Raw genomic sequence first — 22,381 nt, 5'->3', positions numbered from 1 at the left:
CGATGCTGAACGGCTGTTTGGCCGACACGGAGTACCTCGAGGTCACGGCACGATCGGGGCATCGCTACGCCGTCTGGGTGACGACGCCCCCGGGCTACTCCGAGTCCGAGGATTCCCTGCCCCTGATCTACGTGGTGGACGGCAACTTCGCCGTCGGGTTGACCGCCCCACTCATCGTCACCCAGGCCGATCCCTACCTCACCATCGCCCCCTACATCCAGGTCAGCGTCGGGTATGCCGGCGATGAGGCCGAGCAGTGGGCGCAGCTGCGCAATCGCGATCTCGTGCCGCCGGGGGAGCCCGTCAGCGAGCAGATGCTGAAGACGCTCGCGGCCGCCCGGGATTCCGGGGCGATGACCCAGGAGCATATGGACGCCTACCTCGCCCACCTGGCCGACACCCATGCCGACGTGTTCCTCTCGTTCCTCACCGAGGAGCTGCATCCGCTCCTGCAGTCGACTGTGCGGGTCAGCGACACCGGGCACGGCCTCTTCGGCTACTCCTACGGCGGCCTCTTCGCGCTGTATGCGTGGCTGCAGGAAGCGTCTCCGTTCGCGACGTTCGGCGCCGGAAGTCCGGGGGTCGCGGCGACGGACAGCCAGGTGTTCCCGTTGATCGCCGCGTTGCCCGAGCACGGCGCGGATGCCGCCGCCCGACGGCTGCACGTCACGCTGAACGAGGCCGAACTGCTCGGGGCCATTCCGATCTACCGCGACATCGGTCGCAACCTCCTCACGGTCGTGGAGGAACTGGATGCCCAGGGGCGCTCGGGAGAGGTCACGAAGGCCCTCCTGCACGAGACGCATCTCACGGGGCTGCAGGCGTCGTTCCTGAGCTACCTGAAGACCTGCCACACGCGTTCTATATCCGTTCGGAGCGATGCCGACGGTGAGTGAATCCGCGCTCATCGCCGATCTCGCAGCGGCTCTCCCCGCCGACCGTCTGACGACGGATCCGGATGTGCTGGAGGGGTACGCGCACGACGATGCCGAGTGGGCGGAATGGTCTCTGCCCGTCTGTCTCGTGCGACCGCGCACGGCCGAAGAGGTGCAGCTCGTGGTTCAGGCGTGTCTGCGCCGCGGCACGGCCGTCGTCGCGCGCGGAGCGGGCACGGGACTCTCGGGCGGCGCCAACGCCCTTGCCGGTTGCGTGGTGATCTCGCTGGAGCGGATGGATGCCGTGCTCGAGGTGGACGAGCTCGAGCGCCTGGCCGTCGTGCAGCCGGGGGTCGTGAACGATCACCTTCGGGCGCGCGTCGCCGAGCACGGGCTCTGGTATCCGCCCGATCCGGCGAGTTCGCCGTGGTCGACGATCGGCGGCAACGTGGCGACGAACGCCGGCGGCGTCTGCTGCGTGAAGTACGGCGTCACCGGGGACTACGTGCTCGGAATGCAGGTCGTGACCGGCACGGGAGAGCTGGTCCGACTGGGGCGCCGCACCGCGAAGGGGGTCGCGGGCTACGACCTCACGAGTCTTCTCGTCGGCTCCGAGGGCACGCTCGGCATCGTCACCGAGATCACCGTGCGGCTCCGGCCGACGCGCCCGCCGGAGCAGACGGTCGCGGGCTTCTTCGCTTCGCTCACCGCCGCGGGGGAGGCCGTGCGCGAGGTCGCGGCGGCGGGCCTCACGCCGTCCGCACTCGAGCTGATCGACCGGAACTGCCTACGGGCCGTCGACGACTGGAAGAGCATGGGGCTCTCCGACGAGGCCGAGGTCGTCCTGCTCGGCCGCGTGGACACACCCGGTGCCGCGGGAGAGCAAGAGGCCGCGGCGTTGCTGGCCGCCTTCGAGCGCGGCGGCGCGACGTGGGCTGACCGGAGCACGGACGAGGCCGAGGGGGAGGCACTCTTCGCCGCGCGTCGTCTGGCGTATCCAGCGCTCGAGCGCCTCGGCCCGGTTCTCACCGAGGACGTCTGCGTCCCGAAGGGAGCGGTGCCGGAGATGCTCGGCCGCATCGAAAACATCGGGCTGGCGAACGACGTGCTCGTCGCCAACATCGCGCATGCCGGCGACGGCAACCTGCATCCACTCATCGTCGTCCCGGCCGACGATGCCGAGGCTCGCGCTCGGGCGGAGAAGGCGTTCACGGAGATCATCGACGCCGCCCTCGCACTCGGTGGCACGGTCACCGGAGAGCACGGCGTGGGCCTGCTCAAACGCGATGGGCTCCTGGCCGAGCTCTCTCCGGCCGTCGTCGAGATGCATCGAGCGGTCAAGACCGCCCTCGACCCCGCCGGCATCCTCAACCCCGGCAAGGTCGTCCGCTGATCCCGGACGCTCAGCGCGACGTCGGCGGAAGCTTCTCGGCGCCGTGGCGATTCGGCTTGTCCGGCTCGGCCGCCGTCTCCGGAGAGACGTGCGCCGGACCGGTCGGCGACTCCGACGTCGGGTAGTGGGGCTCGTCGATCTCGACCGCCTTGTCGCGCTCGTCGAGCGGGGGCAGGTGGTCGAGGGGCTGCTTGATGTCGTCTGGGTGGCTCATGCATCCAGCGTCCGACCGGAGCCCCGGTGCAGAAAAGGGGGTTGAGAACGGGCGAATCGTGTGATTGACGAACCGGTCCTCAGGACGCGCCCTCATGCGGCCAGCCCGTTGCGCCTCGGCGAGGGCCGGAGAGCAATCGACGCACACGCACTTGACCGATGGATTCAGGCCGTCATCGGCTATCAGGGCCGGCCCAGAAGGCGTCCTCGCTGGTCGCGTCTGCGGAGAAGAGGTGGACGGCGACAATCTTTCCGTCGCGGACCGTGAGCAGGTCCACGCCGGACATATCCATCGAGGCGCCGACGCGCGCGCCCGAGAATCGCACCGGAATGGCGACCAGTTCGCCGTTCAGCATCGCCGGTCCGGTGACGGTGAGGGCAAATGTGCCCTCGCTCGCTTCCATCATGCCGCCGAGAAGTGCTCCGACGCCCTCGATGCCGACGTGCGTGCCTGAGAAGCGGTGACCGCCGGGCTGGTGCCAGACGATGGCCGGGTCGAACTGCGCGATCATCGTGGCCATGTCTCCGCGGCTGAGTGCATCGAAGTAGGTGGTGGCAACGGCCGTCGGGGTGGTGTCAGTCATGATGTTCTCCTTGATCGAGTGTTGATCTCTCTAGAGTTACATCTGGTAACTTGTTACCTCAACGTAACCATGGAGGTGAATCGCGAAAATGTCGGATCCGGTCTGGAACGTCATGCTCGCGACCTGCCCGTCCCGCACGTCGCTGGCGCGGGTCGCCAACAAATGGACGGCCATGATCGTGATCGCCCTGAGCGATGGGGCGGCGCGATTCGGAGCGATCAGAGATCGCGTCGGAGGCATCAGCGCCAAGGTGCTGGCCGAGACCCTTCGCGACCTGGAGCGCGACGGCCTGCTGACGCGGAAGGCGTACGACGAGATGCCACCCAGAGTCGAGTATGACCTGACCCCCTTGGGCCTCACGCTCCGAGAGCCGCTCACGGCACTGGGGCGCTGGGCCGAGACGCATATCGCAGAGGTGCTTGCGGCGCGCGACGAGTACGACCGCCGGTAGGATCGCTGGCCTCCGGCCGCCTGCCTGATCGTCGATCTTCCGAATCGGGACAGGACGTAATGGCAGGGCGGGCGCGAGCGGCAGTTGATTGACTGATGTCACTCCGCCCGCTGAGCCCCGAGGTGAATCTTGACCATCACTGACACATCCGCCGTCTCGTCGACGGAGTCCGCCGTCCCCGTCATCGCGCACTGGATCGACGGCGCGCTGCGCGCGTCGGAATCCGGCCGGACCGCCCCGGTCTACAACCCGGCGACCGGTGCCGTGCAGGCGCACGTCGCGCTCGCCGACCAGGCCGAGATCGATGAGGCGATCGCCTCCGCCGACGCGGGCTTCCGGGTCTGGTCCGGCTACTCGATCGCCAAGCGGCAGTCGGTGATGTTCGCCTTCCGGGAGATCCTGAACGCCCGCAAGCGCGAACTGGCTGAGATCATCACCTCGGAGCACGGCAAGGTCGTCTCCGACGCGATGGGCGAGATCCTCCGCGGACAGGAGGTCGTCGAACTCGCGACCGGTTTCCCGCACCTCATCAAGGGCGCTTTCAGCGAGAACGCCTCCTCGGGGATCGACGTCTACTCCCTGAAGCAGCCGCTCGGCGTCGTCGGCGTGATCTCTCCGTTCAACTTCCCGGTCATGGTGCCGCTGTGGTTCGTACCCATCGCGATCGCCGCCGGCAACGCGGTGGTGCTCAAGCCGAGCGAGAAGGACCCGTCGGCGGCACTCTGGCTGGCGAAGATCTGGCAGGAGGCGGGTCTTCCCGACGGCGTCTTCACCGTGCTGCAGGGCGACAAGCTCGCGGTCGACGGACTCCTCGAGTCGCCCGTCGTGCAGTCGATCAGCTTCGTCGGCTCGACCCCGATCGCCCAGTACATCTATGAGACGGCCTCGAAGAACGGCAAGCGCGTGCAGGCGCTGGGCGGCGCGAAGAACCACATGCTCGTCCTGCCGGATGCCGACCTCGACCTCGTCGCCGACCAGGCCGTCAACGCAGGCTTCGGCGCCGCGGGCGAGCGTTGCATGGCCATCAGCGTGGTGCTGGCGGTCGAGCCCGTCGCCGACGACCTGATCGCGAAGATCACCGACCGCATCCGCTCCCTGAAGATCGGCGACGGCGCCGGGGTCGACGGCGTCGAGCCCGACATGGGCCCGCTCATCACTGACGTGCATCGCGACAAGGTCTCCTCCTACGTCGACATCGCCGAGGCGGACGGCGCCACCATCGTCGTCGACGGCCGCGGCTTCACGGTGGACGGGCACGAGGACGGGTTCTTCTTCGGCCCGACGCTGATCGACGGTCTGCCGACGACGTCGCGTGCGTACACCGAGGAGATCTTCGGACCGGTTCTCGCCGTCGTCCGGGTGGACTCCTACGACGAAGGGCTCGCGCTGATCAACTCGGGCGAGTTCGGCAACGGCACCGCGATCTTCACGAACGACGGGGGAGCGGCCCGCCGGTTCCAGAACGAGGTGCAGGTCGGCATGATCGGCATCAACGTGCCGATCCCGGTGCCCGTCGCGTACCACTCGTTCGGCGGCTGGAAGAAGAGCTTGTTCGGTGATGCCAAGGCCTATGGCGTGCACGGCTTCGACTTCTTCACGCGGGAGAAGGCCGTCACTGCTCGCTGGATCGACCCCGCCGCGCGCAATGACCGCGCGCAGGGCGGCATCAACCTCGGCTTCCCGCAGAACAGCTGACCCCCTTCGCCGATCCGGCCCCTTCTGCGGGACCCGGCCCCTTGCGATCGTTCGCAAGGGGCCGGGTCGCGCGTAGAGGGGCCGCTCGGCAGGGGTGGCGGCAGGGTGTCAGCGCGTCAACTGCAACGCGCTCCACACCTCGGCGCGCGCGCCGAACGTGTCGAGGTCGAGGGCGAGCAACCTCCCCGCCGCGTCGACGCGGGACCGCAGGGTGTGGCGATGGATGCCGAGCGCCTTGGCCGCGGGATCCCACGCGCCGTTGTGCTCCAGCCACACCTCGAGCGTGCGGAGCAGGTCCGCCGGAGCGTTCGGATGCTGCAGCGGAAGCAGCATCCGCCGGGCGATGTCGTGCGCCTGCGTGTGCTCGAGGTGCCCGAGCAGTCCCACCCGCGCGATGTCGTCGAACTCGCTCAGCGGCTGTTGCGTCGTCGCCCGCGCAAGCGCCCGCTCCGACTCGGTGATCGCCTCGGTGAGACCGTCCCATGTGGTGACCGCGGAGAAGCCGGCCAGGGCGTGGTGGCGTTCGAGCAGGCTGAGGAGTTCGGTCCTGCCGTCCGCAGGCGTGATCGTCACCAGCCGATCGCCGCGCTCGGCGAAGAACACCCCGCCGTGGCTCTCGACCGCGAGCAGCTCGAGGGCGGAGCGCAGGGCCGCCGCCCCGCCGTCCTCCTCATCCGGCAGCCGGATGCATCCGACGCGGAGTGGGTCCGTGGGAAGCGGGCCCCATACCTGCGAGACCGTGCGCTCGGCGACGCCCGTGATCCCGGCCATCAGCAGTTCCAGCACCCCCGAGCGCAGTCGCCGCCTCGCCTCATCGAGCGTGCGGCTCTGCTCGAGAGCGATGCTCGCGAGCGCGATGACGGCATCGACGAGGTCGGCGCGCGCACGGTCGAGCGCCCCTGTCCCGGTGCCGACGGCCAGGATGCCGCGGAGATCCCCGCGCTGCCCGAGCGTCTGCAGGGTCACCTCGCCCGAACCCGCGATGCTGAGCCGCACGGCGGCGGTGCGGTTGCGTGCCAGCGTGCTCGCGACCGCATCCTCGATCTCCGGTGCCAGAGACCGGGGAATCTCGCGGCGGGTCGGCACGCGCACCCGGGCACCTGCGGCATCGAAGAGCGCCACCCAGCAGCCCAGGCTGTGCTCGAGCTCGCGGAGGATCTCGGCGAGCCCGTCGGGACGCAGTGCGGCCCGGGCGACGGACCGCTGCGCCCGCAGCGAGCGCTCCAGCATCTGCCGGTCGTCGTCGGCGACGGCATCCGAGATGAAGCGGATGATGCCCATGAACGGGGTCTCGCGGGGAACCTCGAACAGCGGCAGCCCCTGCGCGGTCGCGGCGTCGATCAGATCATCGGGGATGCGGTCATGCACGATCCCCGTAGCGAAGCCGAGGGCGAGCAGCCCGTGGTCGACCAGGCGCTGCACGTACGGCCGTACGGGAGTCGGCTCGGGAGCGCCGAACTGCACGCCGTCGGTGAGCAGCAGTCCGCCCGAGTCGAGCCACGGAGTGGGGTCGGGAAGGTCGGAGTTGTGCGCCCACAGCACGTCCTGCGCGAGCAGGGCGTCGTCGACGCCGCTGACCGGTCGCAGGTCGAAGCGCGATTCGTTCAGCAGGACGCGGAGAGTGGCGGGCATCCCCGCATCCTGGCCGATGCCGTTCTGTCCGTCAAGTGGGTGGTCGATCGACGGATTGGCGACCGATGTCGTCGGGTGCGGGTGGGATGATCAGGATGCCGCTCCCGCACGGAATCGAAGGACTGCCATGTCGAACCTCACACCCTCCGCCGTCTCCACCGCCACCAACGCCGAGGTGAGGGATGCCGATCGCTCGCGCGTCTTCCACTCCTGGTCGGCGCAGGGCCCGCTCGCGCCCCTTCCGCTTGCGGGTGGGTCGGGAACGACGGTGTGGGATGCCGACGGCAACCGGTTCCTCGACTTCTCGAGCCAGCTCGTCAATGTGAACATCGGGCACCAGCATCCGAAGGTCGTCGCGGCGATCCAGGCGCAGGCCGAGGTCCTCACGACCGTCGCGCCCGCTCACGCCAACGCCGTGCGCGCCGAAGCTGCCCGGCTCATCGTCGACATCGCGCCCGAGGGTTTCGAGAAGGTGTTCTTCACCAACGGCGGCGCCGACGCGAACGAGAACGCGATCCGCATGGCGCGACTCTTCACAGGTCGCGACAAGATCCTCTCGACCTACCGCTCGTACCACGGCAACACCGGCGCGGCCGTCGTCGCGACGGGCGACTGGCGCCGCATCCCGAACGAGTACTCCCGCGGTCACGTGCACTTCTTCGGCCCGTACCTGTACCGGTCGGAGTTCTGGGCGACCACGCCCGAGGAGGAGAGCGCCCGAGCTCTCCACCACCTCGAGCGCGTCGTGCAGGCCGAAGGATCCGACAGCATCGCCGCGATCCTGCTCGAGACCGTCCCCGGCACGGCCGGCATCCTCACCCCGCCTCCCGGCTACCTCGAAGGCGTACGGGAGATCGCCGATCGCTACGGCATCCTGCTCATCCTCGACGAGGTGATGGCGGGCTTCGGTCGCACCGGCGAATGGCTCGCGCTCGACGCCTTCAACGTCCGACCCGACCTCATCACCTTCGCCAAGGGCGTCAATTCCGGCTACGTGCCGATCGGTGGCGTCATCATCCCCGGCGAGATCGCGCACCACTTCGACGACCGCGTCTTCCCCGGCGGCCTCACCTACTCCGGGCACCCGCTCGCCGCAGCCAGTGTCGTCGCGACGGTCGAGGCCATGCGCGAGGAGGGCATCGTCGACAACGCCAAGCGCGTCGGCGCCGACGTCATCGGGCCGCGGCTCGGGCAGCTCGCCGAGAACCACGACCTCATCGGCGAGGTGCGGGGGAGCGGCGTCTTCTGGGCCGTCGAACTCGTCGAGGACCGTGAGACCCGCGCACCGCTCGCCGCCGCATCGATCGGCGCGCTCAAGAGCGATCTGCTCGGGCGCGGTCTGCTGCCGTTCTTCGCCGACAACCGCCTGCACGTCGTGCCGCCGTGCGTGATCACCGCAGAGGATGCCGCGCGCGGACTCGACCTGATCGACGAGGCGTTGGGCGCCTTCCGGCGCTGAGGGAGCGGACGTCATCCGTTCCCTCGATGGGGCGATCAGGCTCCCGGTCGTCGGCGGCGCGCACGAGCGCCGAAAGCATCGAGTGCCTGCAGGATCTCGGTCGCCTGCCACCGGCGGTTACGCCTGCCGATGTTGGACTGCGACAGGATGCCCGACGCAGTGAGCCTGTCGACGGCGGCCTGGGCGGCCGGGCCGCTCACCTGCAGCTCGCGCGCGACGATGCCGGTCGTGACGACCGGTTGGCGCAGCAGCACGTGCAGAAGTCGGTGCGCCGAGGAGTCGCTTCGAGCGCGAACAGCGGACTCCCACCTCGCGGAGATCTCGGTGATCGCCTTCTCAAGCGTTCGACCGTTGGCGATCGCTGAGAACGCCGCCTCTGACATCGTCTCGACGATGGGACGAATATCTCCGGCGCGGTACGCATCGAGGGCTCGAAAGTACCCGTCGGTGTCGCCCAACAGGCCCGCAGACACCGGCACCGTCACGTTCTTCGTGACGCCGGTCCCGCGCAGCATCCCTTGAACGAGCGCACGCCCGGTGCGGCCGTTGCCGTCGGGAAAGGGGTGAATGGTCTCGAACTGTGCGTGGGCGATGGCGATCTGCACGATCACGGGAAGATCGTCGCGACGCGCGAATCGCATCACGTCGTCCATCAGCTCAGGCACCCGGTCCTGGTGAGGAGGGATGAAGGCCGCACCGTGCGGAGACACCGAGCCGCCGCCGATCCAGACCTGCTCGTCCCGCCAATGCCCGACGATGTTCGGGGCGGACCTCTCGAGCAGGGCGCGGTGCATCGTCAGGATCGCCGCAGGATCGAGGTCATCGGCGAGCGCGATCGCCGCCTCCATCGCCGCGACGTTTCCGACGACGAGGAGCGCGTTCGGTGAACCGGATGCACCGATCTCGGCGAGCGCGAGCTGTTTGGCGCTTGAGGTCAGGTTCTCGACCTCGGAGCTCGAGGCGCTCTCGGTGCGCAGCAAGATCGCAGAGAACGGTGCCGCCATCGGACCCACTTCGGCATCGAAGCGGGTGAGTTCCCGGCCGGCGTCTTCGGCCACGGCGACGAGGTCGTTGGGAAGGTCGGCCACCGCGTCCGCGATGAGCGGCGGGACGGCGGCGTCATAGGGGCCCCGCGCGGCACGGATTCGGCGCCGCGATCCCATCTCGGTGCCCGAGCGGACCCAAGATCGGGACTCGTATGTCGTTGCTGGCCACTCGTCCATACTTAAGGATAACTGCTGATCCTTAAGTATGAGTGGCGATAATCAACGGATCCGGATGCCGTCGGTCCCCTCTGGCCACACTGAGGCGCACGACCCGAGGAGACGCTCGGCCCGGGTCAGACCTTCTCGGTCTGGACCGAGTGGGCCACGCCGACGAGCCGGCACTCGGTGTTCTCGTCCGCGACTCCGAAGCGGATCAGCTCACGAGCGTCTGCGCGGTAGTCGGGCGGCGCGGCGGCGAGAGCCGCGGCATCCAGCAGGATGAATTCCGCCGAGGCGCCGACGACGCGAAGGGCACCCGCGGGGAGGCACTGGGCCACGAGCTGGAACTCGCCCGGGCGCTGGTGCACGACGACTCCGGTGATCGACCAGGCCGTGAACTCGTCGGCCATGGCGGTGCAGATCCAGTTCTGCTGCGCGACACCCGTCACGCGCAGGAGCGCAGTGTTCGCCGGCAGCTGCTCGGCCTGCCGCAGCTCGAGGAGGACCCCGACGGTGCCGGCCAGAACATCGACGAGAATGCGTGTCACCTGAGCGCCGTCGAACACCTCGGTGTGACGGAACGGGTTCTCGGCTTCGGTGAGTTCCGGTGCCTGGAAGGGGGCGCCGGCGAGGACATCGTTCACTCTCATATTGCTTCGCCTTCGCCGTGTTTTCCAGGGATTTCAAGCCTAGCCGCCCGCCGTTCACACTCACCCGCGCCAGTGTGATGAGGGGCGCTCGCCGACCGGATCGGGCCAGAATGATCGGGTGACGGGGTGCGCCGCGCGGACACCATGGGTGAAGAAAGGAGGACCTCATGATCGGCACGCTCAATGCACTGATCGATCTCGTCGAAGCTCACGCCGCCGAGGAGATCGACGTCGCCCGGTTCGCCCGCGAGCACGGGACGACCGAGTACCACCTGCGCCGGATGTTCTCGTCGCTGGCGGACATGCCGCTCTCGGAGTACGTGCGCCGTCGGCGGATGACCGTCGCCGCCGCCGAGCTCGTCGCGGGCGCCCCGAACGTTCTCGACGTGGCCGTGCGTCACGGCTACGGATCCATCGAGGCGTTCGGGCGAGCGTTCCGGGCGGTGCACGGCATCGGCCCGGTCGACGCGCGCCGAGACGGGGGTCCTCTCCGTACACAACCCACGCTCCGGTTCCGCCTGAGCGTCGAAGGGAGCACCCCGATGGACGTCACCATCACCCACCTGCCCGAGCTCGTCCTCGCCGGTCATTCCGCCGAGGTCCCGCTCATCCACACGGGCGTCAATCCGCATATCCAGGAGCACATCGCCGCCATCCCGGCGGAGGAGCACGTGCGGCTGAAAGAGCTCGGTGACGCCGAGCCCGTCGGCATCCTCGCCGTCACCTCGGATGTCGAGCCGGACGCGCCGGAGGGCAGCATGCTGACTTATCTCCACGGCGTGGCTGTGCAGATCTCGACTCCGGTGCCGGACGACCTCGATGTCCTGCGGCTCGAAGAAGGGTCCTGGGCGGTCTTCGCCGCTCGCGGCCCGTTCCCGGAGACGCTGCAGAATCTCTGGGCCGCGACGGCGACGGAATGGTTCCCGTCGAACCCCTGGCGGCTGCGGCCGGGGCCCTCGATCGTGCGCTACCTCGAGTTCACCGACGCGTACGCATCGTGCGAGCTCTGGCTGCCGGTCGAGGGGGGCTGACCGAATCATCGGGTCGGGGAGCTGTCCGCTCCTCGACCCGATGTCGGCGGGCGCTGCCACACTGAGGGCACGACCTCCGGAGGCCTGACATGCCGATCGACCCCAAGAAGACTCTCGACGCGTATCGGGCCACTCGCGGCACCGTCCGCCTGGTCGAGGTCCCGCCCCTGCAGTACCTGATGGTCGACGGTGCCGGCGACCCGAACACCGCTCAGGCGTACAAGGATGCCGTGACGGCGCTGTTCCCCCTCGCCTACACCCTGAAGTTCGCCAGTCGAGAGCAACTCGGCATCGACGCCGTCGTGATGCCGCTCGAAGGCCTCTGGCACGCTCCCGACATGGCGGCTTTCACCTCGCAGCGCGACAAGTCGGCCTGGTTGTGGACGCTCATGATCATGGTGGGCGACCACGTCACAAGAGAGATGTTCACCGAGGCGGTCGACAGCGTCACCGCCAAGACCGTCAAGAAGAAGGAGACGCCGTCGCCGGCTCTCCGATCCGTGCGTCTGGAGACTCTCGTCGAGGGGCTGAGCGCGCAGACCCTGCACGTCGGTTCGTACGACGACGAGGCGCCGGTCCTCGACGACCTGCATCACCGGTTCATCCCCGAGAACGGATTGCAGATGACCGGTCTGCATCACGAGATCTACCTGAGCGACATGCGGCGGGTGGCACCGGAGAAGCTGCGCACGATCCTTCGCCAGCCCGTGACGCGAGCGGCGGGAACGGATGCCGGGTGATCGGCGAGCTCGGAAAGCAAGCCCCTCCGAAACCGATATTCCGGCCGCGTAGTCTTCGATGATGAGTTCGGTCAAGCACGCTGCTCGCGAGGCGAAGGGGTCCGACGGCTTCCGTCGGGTCGCCCGCGTCGGCTTCATCATCGTCGGCGTGATCCACATCATCATCGGATGCCTCGCCGTCTCACTCGCCCTCGGGGGCGGCGGTGACGCCGATCAGGACGGCGCGCTCGAGCAGATCCGCAGCAACCCGGTCGGCGGGCTGCTGCTCGGGGCCGTCGCGGCGGGGCTCATCGCACTCGCTGTCTGGCAGATCGCGAGCGCCTTCCTGGCATCCGACCCGGCGGACACGAAGAAATGGGCCACACGGGTCAAGTACTTCGGCATCGCGCTCGCCTACCTCGTCATCGCCGGCATGGCGCTGATCGTCGCTTTCGGCGGGCGGGTGTCTTCAGAGAAGGCGTCACAGACGCTCAGCGAGGTGTTGCTGGCGACGCCCGTCGGGATCGTCGTGCTCGTCGTCGTCGGAGCCACCGTGTTCGGGGTGGGCGTCGGGTTCGTCGTCAGCGGCTTCACCCGGGGCTTCAAGAAGCTGCTGCATCTGCCGTCGGGTGCCGAGCGCGGCGGCATCGTCACCTTCGGCGTGATCGGTTACATCGCCAAGGGGATCGCGGTCGCCGTGACCGGTGTGCTGTTCGTCGTGGCGGCGTTCACGAACGACCCCGACAAGTCGTCGGGTCTGGACGGCGCCCTGCACAGCATCGTGGCGCTGCCGCTCGGACCGCTGATGCTCGGTGCGGTGGGTGCGGGGCTCGCCGTCTACGGACTGTTCTGCATCGCGCGCTCGCGCTACGCCCGCATGTGAGCCGGCGGGCCTTCCCCGATCGCGAGATGAGAAACTGGAACGATGAGCACTTCGCCGGCACCCGCTGTGATCGCCCCGCTGAGCGACGACGAGGTGCGGCGCCTGCGCGATGACTTCCCGATCCTGCAGACGCAGGTGAACGGGCATCCGCTCGCCTACCTCGATTCCGGTGCCACCTCGCAGCGCCCGTTCGCGGTGCTGGATGCCGAGCGGGAGTTCGCGACGACACTGAACGCCGCCGTGCACCGCGGCGCGCACACGATCGCGGCCGAGGCCACAGAGCTCTTCGAGGACGCGCGCAGCACCCTCGCTCGCTTCGTCGGCGCCGATAGCGACGAGATCGTCTGGACATCCAACGCGACCGAAGCCATCAACCTGGTCGCCTATTCGCTCTCGAACGCCTCGATCGGCCGCGGGGGAGCAGCAGCCGAGCGGCTGCGGCTCCGAGAGGGCGACGAGATCGTCACGACCGAGATGGAGCATCACGCGAATCTCATCCCGTGGCAGGAACTCGCGGCCCGCACCGGGGCGACGCTCCGGGTGATCCCGCTCGACGACGACGGCGCTCTGCGGCTCGACGTCGCGGCCGAACTCATCGGCGCTCGGACCAAGCTCGTCGCGTTCACGCATGTCTCGAACGTGCTCGGCGTCATCAATCCGGTGGAGCAGCTGGTCGCCCTCTCGCACGAGGTCGGCGCACTGACACTGCTCGATGCGTGCCAATCGGCCCCGCATCTGCCGCTCGACGTGCACGCTCTCGGCGTCGACTTCGCCGTGCTCTCGGGCCACAAGATGCTCGGACCCACCGGCATCGGTGCGCTCTTCGGCCGCCGAGAACTGCTCGAGGCGATGCCCCCGTTCCTCACAGGAGGGTCGATGATCACCACGGTCACGACCACCGAGGCCGAGTACCTTCCGCCGCCCCAGCGCTTCGAGGCCGGAACCCAGCGCGTGTCGCAGGCGATCGCGCTCGCTGCGGCCGTCGACTACCTGACCGCGGTGGGGATGCCGCGCATCGCGGCGCACGAGGCGGCGTTCGGCCGGAGGCTGGTCGATGGGCTGAGCGCGATCGACGGTGTGCGCGTGCTCGGCGCCGGCATCGACCTCCCGCGCGTGGGGCTCGCGAGCTTCGACGTCGCCGGCATCCACTCCCATGATGTGGGCCAGTTCCTCGACGACCTCGGCATCGCCGTGCGCGTCGGCCACCACTGCGCCCAGCCGTTGCATCGCCGACTCGGCGTCACCTCGTCGACGCGTGCCAGCACCTACCTCTACACGACGGATGCCGAGGTCGACGCGGTCATCGACGGCGTCGCCGGCGCGATCGACTTCTTCCGGAGGGGCGCATGAGCGACCTGCAGAATCTGTATCAGGAACTGATCCTCGATCATTCCCGCAGCCCGCACGGCTATGGCCTCCGCGAGGAGATCCCCGCCCAGTCGCATCAGATCAACCCCACCTGCGGCGACGAGGTCACCCTCCAGGTGCACCGGGCAGCCGACGGGAGCATCGAGGCGATCGCGTGGGAAGGCCACGGCTGCGCGATCTCGCAGGCGTCGGCATCCCTTCTCGCCGAGCTGGCCGAGGGGCTGTCCGTCGATGACCTCGAGGTCCGCATCGCGGCCTTCCGGGAGGCGATGCGCTCGCGTGGCAAGATCGAGCCCGACGAGGAGCTGCTGGGCGATGCCGCCGCTCTCGGTGGTGTGTCGAAGTATGTGGCGAGGGTCAAGTGCGCGATGCTCGCCTGGGTGGCTGCGGAAGACGCTCTGTCGAAGAGCTGACGGCCGACCGCGGTGCGCGTCACACAGCGTCGCCATCGGGAATAGCTCCGCGCCGGGGACGTTGGGCCGAAGATGACTACTCTCGGAATCATCGGTGCAGGACACATCGGCAGCCAGGTCGCGCGGGTCGCGGTGGCGAACGGCTACGACGTCGTGATCGCCAACTCGCGGGGACCGGAGACGCTCGCCGCCCTCGTGGCAGAACTCGGACCGAAGGCGCGGGCCGCGACCGCGGAGGACGCAGCGGCCGCGGGCGATGCGGTCGTCGTGACCGTGCCGCTGGGCAAGATCGATCGCCTGCCGGTCGAACAGCTCGCGGACAAGATCGTGCTCGACACGAACAACTACTACCACGAGCGCGACGGACGCATCGAGGCTCTCGACAAGGGTGAGACCACCACCGCGGAACTCCTGCAGCGCCGGCTCCCGACCTCGAAGATCGCCAAGGCGTTCAACCACATCCTCGCCGCGGACATCACGACCGACGGCGCTCCCGCCGGTACACCGAACCGCCGCGCGCTCGCCACCGCGGGCGACGACGCGGAGGCCGTGGCCTTCGTCACCCGGTTGTACGACGAGGCGGGCTTCGACACCGTGAACATCGGCCCCCTCAGCGAGTCGTGGCGGGCCGAGCGTGACCGCCCGGCTTACGTCATCCGGCAGAACGCCGAGGAACTCGCCGCCAACCTCGCGATCGCGAACCGCCTGCCCTGAGACCGTCGCCCCCGTCATCCGCATCGCCGGGTTGGGATACCAAACTTGGTTAACCGCCGTTCAGGTGAGAGAATGCGGGCATGACGGGGGCGGGGGCTACCGGCGAATTGGAGTCGGTCAGGGTGACGCGCATTCTGCGCGAGGACATCATCCTGGGTCGGCGCGTCCCCGGATCCCGGCTCATCGAGCGTGACATCGCCGCGGAACTCGAGGTCTCGCGTCTCCCGGTTCGTGAGGCGATCCGTACGCTCGTCGCGGAGGGGGTCGTCATCGCCCGTCCGCGCAGCTGGGCCGTCGTCCGCGAATTCACACAGCGCGACATCCGGGACTTCGCCGAGGTGAGGGAATCCATCGAGACCCTCGTCTTCGTGTTCGCCGCCGAGCGGCACGATGCGGAGGGCATCGCCCGACTCCGCGATGTGTATGAGCGGGAGCTCGCCGCGGCGCAGACGGGGGACGCGGAGGCCGCGCGTCTGGCCGCAGGCGAGTTCCACGGGGTTGCGACGGTGCTCGCCGACAACGACATGCTGTGCGAGATGATCGACGTGTTCGCCACGCGTCTGCGCTGGCTCTTCGGTCAGCACGACGATCTGCTCGCGATGGCCGAGGAGCACCGCGTCATCCTCGAGGCGATCGCCGCCCGCGACGTCGAGGCGGTGCGCCGCATCGTGCCGCAGCACCTCGCCATCGGGCAGCTGATGGCGGAGCGGCGCCTCGCGAGCAGCGACATCACCATCTGAGCCATCGCCCGTCACGGGCGACCTGCCCGGGATCCTGCCCACCTCAGTTGTATATTGAGCACGGTCGGAGTGGTTCCGACACTCGCGAGTGTCCTGGGGAGCGAGATGCGCCGTCTTGCTGTCGTCGTCGGAGGTCTGCTGCTGGCCGGCGGGGTCGCCCTCGTCGTGATCGCGGACCAGGAGCGCGCGTCCGGCGTCGCCGCAGTGAGAGCCGAGGTCCAGCGCATCGAGCAGCAGTTGGATTCGTCCCACGAGGAGAACCTCGAGCTCGCCGAGAAGCTCACGGCGTTGCGTTCGCAGATCGCGGAGCAGGACGCCAAGCTCGCCGACACGACGGGCTTCCTGAAGTGATCCGTCGGGTGCTGGCGGTCATGGTCGCCTCGGCCGTGCTGCTCTCCGCCGGCATCATCGGGCGGGCCGACGGCCTCGACCAGCAGCGAGCGGATGCCGTGGCCGAACTCCGCAGTCTCGCGTTCCAGGCTCATGGCGCGGCACAACGGACGGACTACCTCGAGGGAGCCGTCGAGCGCGCCGAGCAGGACACCGCCGATCGGGCGGCGGTGCTGGAGTTGCGGCCGGCGTTCCTCACCGAGCTCACGGCGCTGGGGACGGCGCTCGAGGGTGCCGAGGGGCGAGTCGACACAGCGACGCACCGCGCGTCGGCGCTGTCGACGCAGCAGACCGTCCTCGCCGAGAAGGTGAACCCCGACACGGTGCTGGCGGCGACCGCGACGATCCGTGCTCTGACGGAGAGGGTCGGCTCCGAGACGGCCGGCTGGGAAGCGGCGCAGGCCGCACGGAACGCCGGGCCAGCCGGCCCCGCATGGACGACGAGCGGCCCCGACGGATACGCGCGGGTGCGCGCGGCACTCGACCTCGTCGGCGGAGGCGGAGTGGGTCTGTACGAGTCGTCGTCGTGCGCCGGCGGGAATGCCCCGGCCTGCGCGAACAGCAACGGGTACATCAAGTACCGCGCCGACATCGCGGACTGGAGCGAAGGGCGCCTGAACTGGGCCATGGCGCATGAGCTCGCGCACATCCACCAGTTCCGGGTCTGGGGTGCGCTCAACTCGTCGCCGTCCTACGGCTCGATGTTCGGCGGCGACCCGGAGTTCCTCGCGAACTGCATGGCCGTGGTCCGGGGATATCCCGGATCTGTCGGCTGCAACGGCGACCAGCAGGTGTGGGCGTCGGGCATCTGGGTGGGCGCGGTCCGCTGACCGCTCACCCGCTCAGGCGAGCGGCGTCGTCGTGTCGGTCGCGGCGCGGAGCGGGCGGCGCATGGCCCGCCAGTAGCTCGAGGGGGCAGCCCGCACCAGTACGTCGATGAGACGGGCCTCGCGTCCGACCATCGTCCGCGCGGCACGGCGTTCGGTCGCGCGGATGATCTGCGCCGCGGCATCCGTCGGCTCGGTGTGGTACATCGCGGCCTGTGCGGCGGCGGCACGCGCGGCCACGTCGGGATCGATCGCGGCGGCGTAGCGGCCGTGCAGGATGATGCCGGTGCGCACACCCGCCGGATACACAGCGCCGACACTGACCGTGGTGCGCTCGAGCTCGTGCCGCAGGGCTTCGGAGAACGCGCGGACCGCGAACTTGCTCATCGCATACGGGATCCGGCCGGCCGGTGCGGCGAGCGCGTAGACGCTGGCGAGGTGCGTGATGTGCGCGGCGGGAGCCTTCCTCAGCGCGGGGAGGAGCGCCTTGGTGACCGAGACCGTTCCCCAGAGGTTGACGTCGGTGAGCCAGCGCATCTCCTCCATCGTGAGCTGGTCGAGAGTGCCCAGCATCGAGGAGCCGGCGCAGGTGATCAGGGCGTTGATGCGCGGGTGCGCTTCCGTGATGTCGGCGATGCCGGCGAACACGGCGTCGTCGTCGCGCAGGTCTATGACGTGGGCGGTCACCGTCGGCGGGGTGAGCTCCGCGGCCAGAGTCTCGAGCGCCGTCCGGTCGTGGTCGATGATCGCCAGGTGCACCCCGCGCGCCGCGAGCAGCCGTGCGATCTCCGCGCCCATGCCGTTCGCGGCCCCCGTGATCACGGTCGTGCTGCCGACGAGATCGAGGTGCTTCATGGGGCCTCCTGCGGGCAGTCCCGGGTGCGGGTCGGGCGAATGTCGGACCGATGGGGGATGCTGATCCGGAACCCATTCTTGCCCACACCGCTCCGGCGGCATACCGGTACGCTCGGAGGAGAGGAGGTCGCGGTGGGACGAACAGCGGATGCCATCGCCGAAGGCGTTGCGATCGCGACTGCTGCCGCGCGCCTCGCGGTGAAGAACCACATCCTCGTGGGCACGATCGCCGAGAACGGCGTGTTCGACATCGACAAGTACATCGCCGACGCCCGCGAGGCGCTCGGAGCGATGGCCGCCGAGGCGGAAGAGGCCGCTGCGAACGTGACGGCGCTGCGCAAGCGGGCCCGCGGTCGCCATTCCGACCCGCACGGCACCCACGACTACCGCGACCGCGACGTGCGCAATCTCCGTCGGCGCGCCAAGCAGTCGACCGGTGTGGCCGTGAAACTGCGGGAGATCATGCAGGACCGCGAGCGACTCAGCGTGATCGTCGAAGAGGCGCGCGAGGCGGCCTGGGCCGACGTGCGCCACAATCTGGACCGCCGTCTGCGCGTCGAGGGCATGCGCCCCGACCATGATCCCGAGTACGGCAAGATGCGCGAAGCGCGGATGCAGGCGCTGCGTCTGGTCGACCTTCAGGCGCTCTCGTCCGAGCAGCGCGCGAGGGCCAAGCGGCGGAAGAAGCAGGACAAGGCGGAGGCCGCCGACGCCTGAGGCCTCGTTTCGCAATCCCGTCGGGACTGTTGTAGGCTTATCGTCGGCCCGCTGAGCGGTTTCTGCGCCAGAGGCCATGCGCCCGTAGCTCAATGGATAGAGCATCTGACTACGGATCAGAAGGTTAGGGGTTCGAGTCCCTTCGGGCGCACACTGTGTTGAGACAGTACGGAAACCCCGTCGCGAGAGCGGCGGGGTTTTCGCTTTATCCCCGTGACAGGGCCAAGGCATCCGGACTCATCGCGCGATCGCTGAGGCCCCGGCTCGGATGCTCATTCGAAGAGCGGCTCGTTCCGCAGACGAGATGAATGCGACCTCGGCGGCGGCAAGCTGGAGTTGCACGATGTCTTCGAACGCGTAACCGAAGACGCGGGCCAGGTCGAAGAGCTCGTCGCTCAGAGTGGTGCCGCTCAAAAGCCGGTTGTCAGTGCTCACGGTCGTACGGAACCCGAGTCGCTGCAGCCGGTCGAACGGATGCCGGACGAGCGGGCTCGCCGAGGCGCCGGTCTGCATGTTCGAACGAGGGCAGATCTCCAGCGCGATACCGCTGTCTCGGATCAGAGTCGCGGTAGGGCCCAGTTGATCGTCATCGGCGATGTCCTCCATGATCCGCACGCCGTGTCCGATCCGGGCGGCTCCTCCAGTTTCGACTGCACTGCGGATGCTCGCGGGGCCGTCGGCCTCACCGGCGTGCAAGGTCACCGGCATTCCTTCCCGCTTGAGGAGATCGAGGGCTGAGCGGTGATCCTCGGCAGAGTGTCCCGCCTCGGCGCCAGCGAGGTCGAAGGCGACCACACCCTTCCCGCGGTGGGCGAGAGCGAGCCGTGCGATCTCGAGCGAGCGGGTGCCCGTGCGGATCGCGCACAGAATCTGCTCGATATGCAGCTGTCTTCCCTGAGCGCTCACCTCGGCTACGCCGGCGTCCAACCCTGCAGTCACCGCAGCGAGGGCGTCGGAGATGGTCAGACCCCGCGTGGCCATCTCTTCCGGAGCCCAGCGCACCTCGGCGTACACGATGCCATCGGCCGCTAGGTCGTGAGCGAACTCTCGGCCGACGCGCTGGAGCGCCTCCGCGTCACCGGTAAGAAGCTTCACCATCAGATCAGAGACGATCAGGTACTGATCCAGCGAGCCGGAACACTCTTCGACAATCCAGGCCTGCAGCTCCTCGGGGTCCTGCGAGGAGAGCGCGACGCGCTTCGCCGCCGCCAGCTCGATCAACGTCGATACGCGAATTCCGCCATCGAGGTGGTCATGCAGGACGACCTTCGGGAGGGTGCGGATGGCAGACTCGTCAAAGAGATCATGCATCGAAGTACCGGTACGCCCCGCTGACGAGGAGTTCTACGGTCTTGGCGATCGATGCGAGATCGACCCACTCGTCCGCAGCGTGCAGGTTGTCGCCGGTCGGACCGAGCACGATCGCCGGCGCCCAGCCGCCGCCGTGCACGATCTTGGCGTCGCAGACCATCGTGCCCGATGTGGTCGGACGGGCGAGGATGTCGGGTGTCCCAGCTCCGCCGGTGAAGGACGTGACGAGGGGATGCGTCGCCTTCAGTTCGGCGCCCCGATGGCCTCCGTGAGACCAGACGGTGACGTCCCCAGGGCGACCGGCGGTCGCCTGCTCGACGGCCTCTGCGAGCTCGGCAGCGGCCTGCTCCTGCGTCTCGCCGGGAAGCACCCCCATCAGTCCGCGCAGCTCGCCGGTGCCGGCGCGGGTGGCCAGCCAATCGCCGGAGTGGATGAGGAAGTTGACGAACCCCGGAAGGTCGTCTGGGTCGTAGCCGCCGGCGACGTGCGCCCGTGCGGTACGACGCTCTTCCAGCTCTTCGAGAGCCACGGCGGCGCGGGCGAGCGTCGGCGCCGCCGACGTTCCCCAGGAGCGACGGAGCATGCCCCCGGCGCGACCGACGACATCGATGCCGAAGGCCTGGATGCCGACGTGGCGATGCACGACCTCGAGATTCGTCGGTTCGGCGAAGACGACGGCGTCCGCGAAGTGACCCCGGGCAATGACGGCCATCGTGCCGTTCCCCCCGGACTCCTCCTCGGGGACGGCGGCGAAGGAGATGCGGCCGGGGCCGCTCCAGTTCTCGGCCAGGTAGCGGTATGCGAGGGCGGCCGCGACGAGGCCGCCCTTCATGTCCATGGTGCCGCGGCCGTACATCCGTCCGTTAGAGACCGACGGACGATAGGGGTCATGTCCCCACGGCTGGCCGTCGGCAGGTACCACGTCGACGTGGCCGTTCAGCATGAGGGTTGGGCCGGCAGCGCCGACGGTGTGCACCGAGACGTCGAGCTGCGGGAGGGTGGTCGCATAACGTTCATCGCGTTCGATGAGCTGCGACCACAGGCGCTGGGCGTCGACCGGCGATTCCAGGCTCTCCACCTGCTCCCAATCGGGGGTCCAGCGGTCATGCGAGGATTTCGCCGGAGTGCCGACCAGGGCATCCACTCGGTCGAGCACGTCGTTCTGCTCGACGGTGGCCGGAAAGCTCGGTATCGACACCATCTCCGCGAGCGCATCCTCGATCGGCGGAGCCTGGCGCAGCCAGGTCCGCACGTCGTCGCGGATCTCGATCACGCCGGTCATTCCGCGCCCGTCACTCGTTGGACATAACGATCGATGAAGGTCGCTCTGTCGACGTCGAAAACCACGTCCACGAGAGGCGCGGTGCTCCATACCGGCCCCCCGTCACGACCCACGCGGCGGTCGGCGACCGTCATACCTCTCGTGTATCGGCCTTCGAGTTCGACGTGCAGGCGAAGCTTCTCCGACGCGAGGACGAGCTCCGGATGCGCCACGATGCCGACGGTCAGCGGGGAGTGCATGGCGCAGGCGTAGCGACCGAGGATGGGCTCGTAGAACTCCATGTACGACGGCGCACCCGCAGCGACGAGCTTCGCGCCCGGCGTACCCGAGGCGCGCACGGCGTCGAGCTCCGCCTGACCGAAGACGGTATCGTCGGTCACATCCAGGCCCACCTGCACGAACTCCCAGTCCTGGTCGAGGACCATCCGGAGGGCTTCCGGGTCGTGCAGCGCATCGGCCTCCGCGACAGGGGTGACATTGCCGTGATGCACGACGGCGCCGCCCATCCAGACGATCTTGCGAAGCCTTTGAGGCAGCGACGGGTCGAGGTGCAGGGCGAGAGCGAGATTGGTGACGGGACCCAGGCCGATCCAGACGATCTCGCCGGGGTGCTCGTTCACCAGGTCGATCGTCATCTGCGCGGCGGAGCGCGGGTCGAGATTCGAGAATGCAGGGTCGGGCAGGTTCGCGTTGCCGAATCCGTCGTCCCCGTGTATCTGAGGGTTGAAGACAGGGACCTCACCGGCCAGAGCAATTCCTGCGCCCTTGCCCAGTGGTGCGTCCGAGCCCAGCTGCTCCAGGATCACAGCGGTGTTGCGCGTGACTTTGTCCACGTCGACGTTGCCGAAGCTCGTGGTCACCCCGACGATGTCGAGTTCTGGAGAGAGCAGAGCGTAGATCAGGCCCATGCCGTCGTCCACGCCAGTGTCGGTGTCGATGATGACTTTCGTCGTCATGATGGTTCCTTTCCTTGG

At 68.7% G+C, this 22,381-nt stretch carries 24 protein-coding genes and 1 tRNA gene; 16 read left to right on the top strand and 9 right to left on the bottom strand.

All coding sequences use genetic code 11. The annotated features are described in order from the left end of the window. Nucleotides 1-2: 2 nt before the first annotated feature. Together RS85_RS12215 and RS85_RS12210 are read left to right on the top strand one after the other, a co-directional pair. A complete protein-coding gene (locus tag RS85_RS12215) occupies nucleotides 3-896 on the top strand; it encodes an alpha/beta hydrolase (RefSeq protein ID WP_235282428.1) in 894 nt (297 codons plus the stop codon). Beyond that, a complete protein-coding gene (locus tag RS85_RS12210; protein ID WP_046013710.1) occupies nucleotides 880-2,268 on the top strand; it encodes an FAD-binding oxidoreductase in 1,389 nt (462 codons plus the stop codon). Before RS85_RS12215 ends, RS85_RS12210 begins: the two co-directional genes overlap by 17 nt. Before the next feature lie 10 nt (nucleotides 2,269-2,278). Here RS85_RS12210 and RS85_RS12205 read toward each other — a convergent pair whose 3' ends face one another. Beyond that, on the bottom strand, nucleotides 2,279-2,482 hold the full coding sequence (locus RS85_RS12205; protein ID WP_046013709.1) for a hypothetical protein: 204 nt from the start codon (nucleotides 2,480-2,482) through the stop codon (nucleotides 2,279-2,281). Nucleotides 2,483-2,654: 172 nt separating this feature from the next. Next, nucleotides 2,655-3,065 (bottom strand): nuclear transport factor 2 family protein, encoded by a 411-nt coding sequence (locus RS85_RS12200; RefSeq protein ID WP_046013708.1) that lies wholly within the window; start codon nucleotides 3,063-3,065, stop codon nucleotides 2,655-2,657. An 88-nt stretch (nucleotides 3,066-3,153) separates the two neighbouring features. Between RS85_RS12200 and RS85_RS12195 the strand changes: the two genes are divergently transcribed. Beyond that, nucleotides 3,154-3,516 (top strand): winged helix-turn-helix transcriptional regulator, encoded by a 363-nt coding sequence (locus RS85_RS12195; protein ID WP_046013707.1) that lies wholly within the window; start codon nucleotides 3,154-3,156, stop codon nucleotides 3,514-3,516. A 129-nt stretch (nucleotides 3,517-3,645) separates the two neighbouring features. Continuing rightward, nucleotides 3,646-5,211 carry a CoA-acylating methylmalonate-semialdehyde dehydrogenase gene (locus RS85_RS12190; RefSeq protein ID WP_082087605.1) on the top strand — a complete coding sequence of 522 codons (1,566 nt, stop codon included), beginning with the start codon at nucleotides 3,646-3,648 and terminating at the stop codon, nucleotides 5,209-5,211. Nucleotides 5,212-5,319: 108 nt separating this feature from the next. On the opposite strand, the gene RS85_RS12185 is transcribed toward RS85_RS12190, so the two are convergent. Further along, nucleotides 5,320-6,843: a PucR family transcriptional regulator gene (locus tag RS85_RS12185; RefSeq protein ID WP_046013706.1), complete on the bottom strand. Its 1,524-nt coding sequence runs from the start codon at nucleotides 6,841-6,843 to the stop codon at nucleotides 5,320-5,322. Nucleotides 6,844-6,970: 127 nt separating this feature from the next. On the opposite strand from RS85_RS12185, the gene RS85_RS12180 reads away from it, so the two are divergent. After that, the gene (locus RS85_RS12180; RefSeq protein WP_046013705.1) at nucleotides 6,971-8,302 is read left to right on the top strand and encodes an aspartate aminotransferase family protein; all 1,332 of its coding nucleotides are present in this window, start codon (nucleotides 6,971-6,973) and stop codon (nucleotides 8,300-8,302) included. Nucleotides 8,303-8,337: 35 nt separating this feature from the next. Here the strand turns inward: RS85_RS12180 and RS85_RS12175 are convergent, their stop codons facing one another. Both RS85_RS12175 and RS85_RS12170 read right to left on the bottom strand, forming a co-directional pair. Continuing rightward, entirely contained in the window at nucleotides 8,338-9,525 is a 1,188-nt protein-coding gene (locus RS85_RS12175) for a Fic family protein (RefSeq protein ID WP_046013704.1), read from the bottom strand. Between the two features lie 116 nt (nucleotides 9,526-9,641). Beyond that, nucleotides 9,642-10,151 carry a hypothetical protein gene (locus tag RS85_RS12170; protein WP_046013703.1) on the bottom strand — a complete coding sequence of 170 codons (510 nt, stop codon included), beginning with the start codon at nucleotides 10,149-10,151 and terminating at the stop codon, nucleotides 9,642-9,644. Between the two features lie 173 nt (nucleotides 10,152-10,324). Here RS85_RS12170 and RS85_RS12165 point away from each other — a divergent pair, with 173 nt between their 5' ends. From RS85_RS12165 to RS85_RS12125, 9 genes are all read left to right on the top strand, one after another. After that, nucleotides 10,325-11,188, top strand: a complete 864-nt coding sequence (locus tag RS85_RS12165) for an AraC family transcriptional regulator (RefSeq protein WP_046013702.1) — start codon at nucleotides 10,325-10,327, stop codon at nucleotides 11,186-11,188. An 89-nt stretch (nucleotides 11,189-11,277) separates the two neighbouring features. Continuing rightward, nucleotides 11,278-11,928, top strand: a complete 651-nt coding sequence (locus tag RS85_RS12160) for a GyrI-like domain-containing protein (protein WP_046013701.1) — start codon at nucleotides 11,278-11,280, stop codon at nucleotides 11,926-11,928. A 61-nt stretch (nucleotides 11,929-11,989) separates the two neighbouring features. Further along, nucleotides 11,990-12,790 carry a DUF1206 domain-containing protein gene (locus RS85_RS12155; protein ID WP_046013758.1) on the top strand — a complete coding sequence of 267 codons (801 nt, stop codon included), beginning with the start codon at nucleotides 11,990-11,992 and terminating at the stop codon, nucleotides 12,788-12,790. Between the two features lie 42 nt (nucleotides 12,791-12,832). Further along, nucleotides 12,833-14,140: a SufS family cysteine desulfurase gene (locus RS85_RS12150; RefSeq protein ID WP_152642414.1), complete on the top strand. Its 1,308-nt coding sequence runs from the start codon at nucleotides 12,833-12,835 to the stop codon at nucleotides 14,138-14,140. Continuing rightward, nucleotides 14,137-14,571: a Fe-S cluster assembly sulfur transfer protein SufU gene (gene sufU, locus RS85_RS12145; protein ID WP_046013700.1), complete on the top strand. Its 435-nt coding sequence runs from the start codon at nucleotides 14,137-14,139 to the stop codon at nucleotides 14,569-14,571. The genes RS85_RS12150 and sufU overlap by 4 nt, the downstream gene beginning before the upstream one ends. A gap of 72 nt (nucleotides 14,572-14,643) precedes the next feature. Then, nucleotides 14,644-15,285, top strand: a complete 642-nt coding sequence (locus RS85_RS12140) for an NADPH-dependent F420 reductase (protein WP_046013699.1) — start codon at nucleotides 14,644-14,646, stop codon at nucleotides 15,283-15,285. Nucleotides 15,286-15,407: 122 nt separating this feature from the next. Continuing rightward, nucleotides 15,408-16,025, top strand: a complete 618-nt coding sequence (locus RS85_RS12135; protein WP_235282425.1) for a GntR family transcriptional regulator — start codon at nucleotides 15,408-15,410, stop codon at nucleotides 16,023-16,025. A 105-nt stretch (nucleotides 16,026-16,130) separates the two neighbouring features. After that, a complete protein-coding gene (locus tag RS85_RS12130) occupies nucleotides 16,131-16,376 on the top strand; it encodes a hypothetical protein (RefSeq protein WP_046013756.1) in 246 nt (81 codons plus the stop codon). Then, entirely contained in the window at nucleotides 16,373-17,245 is an 873-nt protein-coding gene (locus tag RS85_RS12125) for a hypothetical protein (protein WP_235282424.1), read from the top strand. The genes RS85_RS12130 and RS85_RS12125 overlap by 4 nt, the downstream gene beginning before the upstream one ends. Nucleotides 17,246-17,257: 12 nt before the next feature. Here the strand turns inward: RS85_RS12125 and RS85_RS12120 are convergent, their stop codons facing one another. Beyond that, nucleotides 17,258-18,097 (bottom strand): SDR family NAD(P)-dependent oxidoreductase, encoded by an 840-nt coding sequence (locus RS85_RS12120; protein ID WP_046013697.1) that lies wholly within the window; start codon nucleotides 18,095-18,097, stop codon nucleotides 17,258-17,260. Nucleotides 18,098-18,229: 132 nt separating this feature from the next. Between RS85_RS12120 and RS85_RS12115 the strand changes: the two genes are divergently transcribed. After that, nucleotides 18,230-18,814: a hypothetical protein gene (locus tag RS85_RS12115; RefSeq protein ID WP_046013696.1), complete on the top strand. Its 585-nt coding sequence runs from the start codon at nucleotides 18,230-18,232 to the stop codon at nucleotides 18,812-18,814. A gap of 78 nt (nucleotides 18,815-18,892) precedes the next feature. Next, nucleotides 18,893-18,965 (top strand) — tRNA-Arg (locus tag RS85_RS12110). 86 nt (nucleotides 18,966-19,051) lie between these two features. On the opposite strand, the gene add is transcribed toward RS85_RS12110, so the two are convergent. The 3 genes from add to RS85_RS12095 are packed head-to-tail and all read right to left on the bottom strand — an operon-like array spanning nucleotide 19,052 to nucleotide 22,363. Continuing rightward, nucleotides 19,052-20,125, bottom strand: coding sequence for an adenosine deaminase (add, locus tag RS85_RS12105; RefSeq protein ID WP_046013695.1), 1,074 nt, complete (start codon nucleotides 20,123-20,125; stop codon nucleotides 19,052-19,054). After that, nucleotides 20,118-21,407, bottom strand: a complete 1,290-nt coding sequence (locus RS85_RS19050) for a M20/M25/M40 family metallo-hydrolase (protein ID WP_052703548.1) — start codon at nucleotides 21,405-21,407, stop codon at nucleotides 20,118-20,120. The genes add and RS85_RS19050 overlap by 8 nt, the downstream gene beginning before the upstream one ends. Beyond that, a complete protein-coding gene (locus RS85_RS12095) occupies nucleotides 21,404-22,363 on the bottom strand; it encodes a nucleoside hydrolase (RefSeq protein WP_046013694.1) in 960 nt (319 codons plus the stop codon). The genes RS85_RS19050 and RS85_RS12095 overlap by 4 nt, the downstream gene beginning before the upstream one ends. Nucleotides 22,364-22,381: the final 18 nt, after the last annotated feature.

It is taken from the genome of Microbacterium sp. SA39, from assembly GCF_000967865.1.
GTDB lineage: Bacteria > Actinomycetota > Actinomycetes > Actinomycetales > Microbacteriaceae > Microbacterium.
Note: the sequence above shows the minus strand (reverse complement) of the source record. Positions and strands in the feature narration are given on the sequence as shown.

What these genes read in the sequence shown, in the direction of transcription:
- RS85_RS12185 (WP_046013706.1), bottom strand. Translation starts at nt 6,843, where the DNA reads ATGCCCGCCACTCTCCGCGTCCTGCTGAACGAATCGCGCTTCGACCTG.
- RS85_RS12205 (WP_046013709.1), bottom strand. Translation starts at nt 2,482, where the DNA reads ATGAGCCACCCAGACGACATCAAGCAGCCCCTCGACCACCTGCCCCCG.
- add (WP_046013695.1), bottom strand. Translation starts at nt 20,125, where the DNA reads ATGCATGATCTCTTTGACGAGTCTGCCATCCGCACCCTCCCGAAGGTC.
- RS85_RS12210 (WP_046013710.1), top strand. Translation starts at nt 880, where the DNA reads ATGCCGACGGTGAGTGAATCCGCGCTCATCGCCGATCTCGCAGCGGCT.
- RS85_RS12120 (WP_046013697.1), bottom strand. Translation starts at nt 18,097, where the DNA reads ATGAAGCACCTCGATCTCGTCGGCAGCACGACCGTGATCACGGGGGCC.
- RS85_RS19050 (WP_052703548.1), bottom strand. Translation starts at nt 21,407, where the DNA reads ATGACCGGCGTGATCGAGATCCGCGACGACGTGCGGACCTGGCTGCGC.
- RS85_RS12150 (WP_152642414.1), top strand. Translation starts at nt 12,833, where the DNA reads ATGAGCACTTCGCCGGCACCCGCTGTGATCGCCCCGCTGAGCGACGAC.
- RS85_RS12180 (WP_046013705.1), top strand. Translation starts at nt 6,971, where the DNA reads ATGTCGAACCTCACACCCTCCGCCGTCTCCACCGCCACCAACGCCGAG.
- RS85_RS12130 (WP_046013756.1), top strand. Translation starts at nt 16,131, where the DNA reads ATGCGCCGTCTTGCTGTCGTCGTCGGAGGTCTGCTGCTGGCCGGCGGG.
- RS85_RS12215 (WP_235282428.1), top strand. Translation starts at nt 3, where the DNA reads ATGCTGAACGGCTGTTTGGCCGACACGGAGTACCTCGAGGTCACGGCA.
- RS85_RS12165 (WP_046013702.1), top strand. Translation starts at nt 10,325, where the DNA reads ATGATCGGCACGCTCAATGCACTGATCGATCTCGTCGAAGCTCACGCC.
- RS85_RS12200 (WP_046013708.1), bottom strand. Translation starts at nt 3,065, where the DNA reads ATGACTGACACCACCCCGACGGCCGTTGCCACCACCTACTTCGATGCA.
- RS85_RS12195 (WP_046013707.1), top strand. Translation starts at nt 3,154, where the DNA reads ATGTCGGATCCGGTCTGGAACGTCATGCTCGCGACCTGCCCGTCCCGC.
- RS85_RS12095 (WP_046013694.1), bottom strand. Translation starts at nt 22,363, where the DNA reads ATGACGACGAAAGTCATCATCGACACCGACACTGGCGTGGACGACGGC.
- RS85_RS12155 (WP_046013758.1), top strand. Translation starts at nt 11,990, where the DNA reads ATGAGTTCGGTCAAGCACGCTGCTCGCGAGGCGAAGGGGTCCGACGGC.
- RS85_RS12160 (WP_046013701.1), top strand. Translation starts at nt 11,278, where the DNA reads ATGCCGATCGACCCCAAGAAGACTCTCGACGCGTATCGGGCCACTCGC.
- RS85_RS12175 (WP_046013704.1), bottom strand. Translation starts at nt 9,525, where the DNA reads ATGGACGAGTGGCCAGCAACGACATACGAGTCCCGATCTTGGGTCCGC.
- RS85_RS12140 (WP_046013699.1), top strand. Translation starts at nt 14,644, where the DNA reads ATGACTACTCTCGGAATCATCGGTGCAGGACACATCGGCAGCCAGGTC.
- sufU (WP_046013700.1), top strand. Translation starts at nt 14,137, where the DNA reads ATGAGCGACCTGCAGAATCTGTATCAGGAACTGATCCTCGATCATTCC.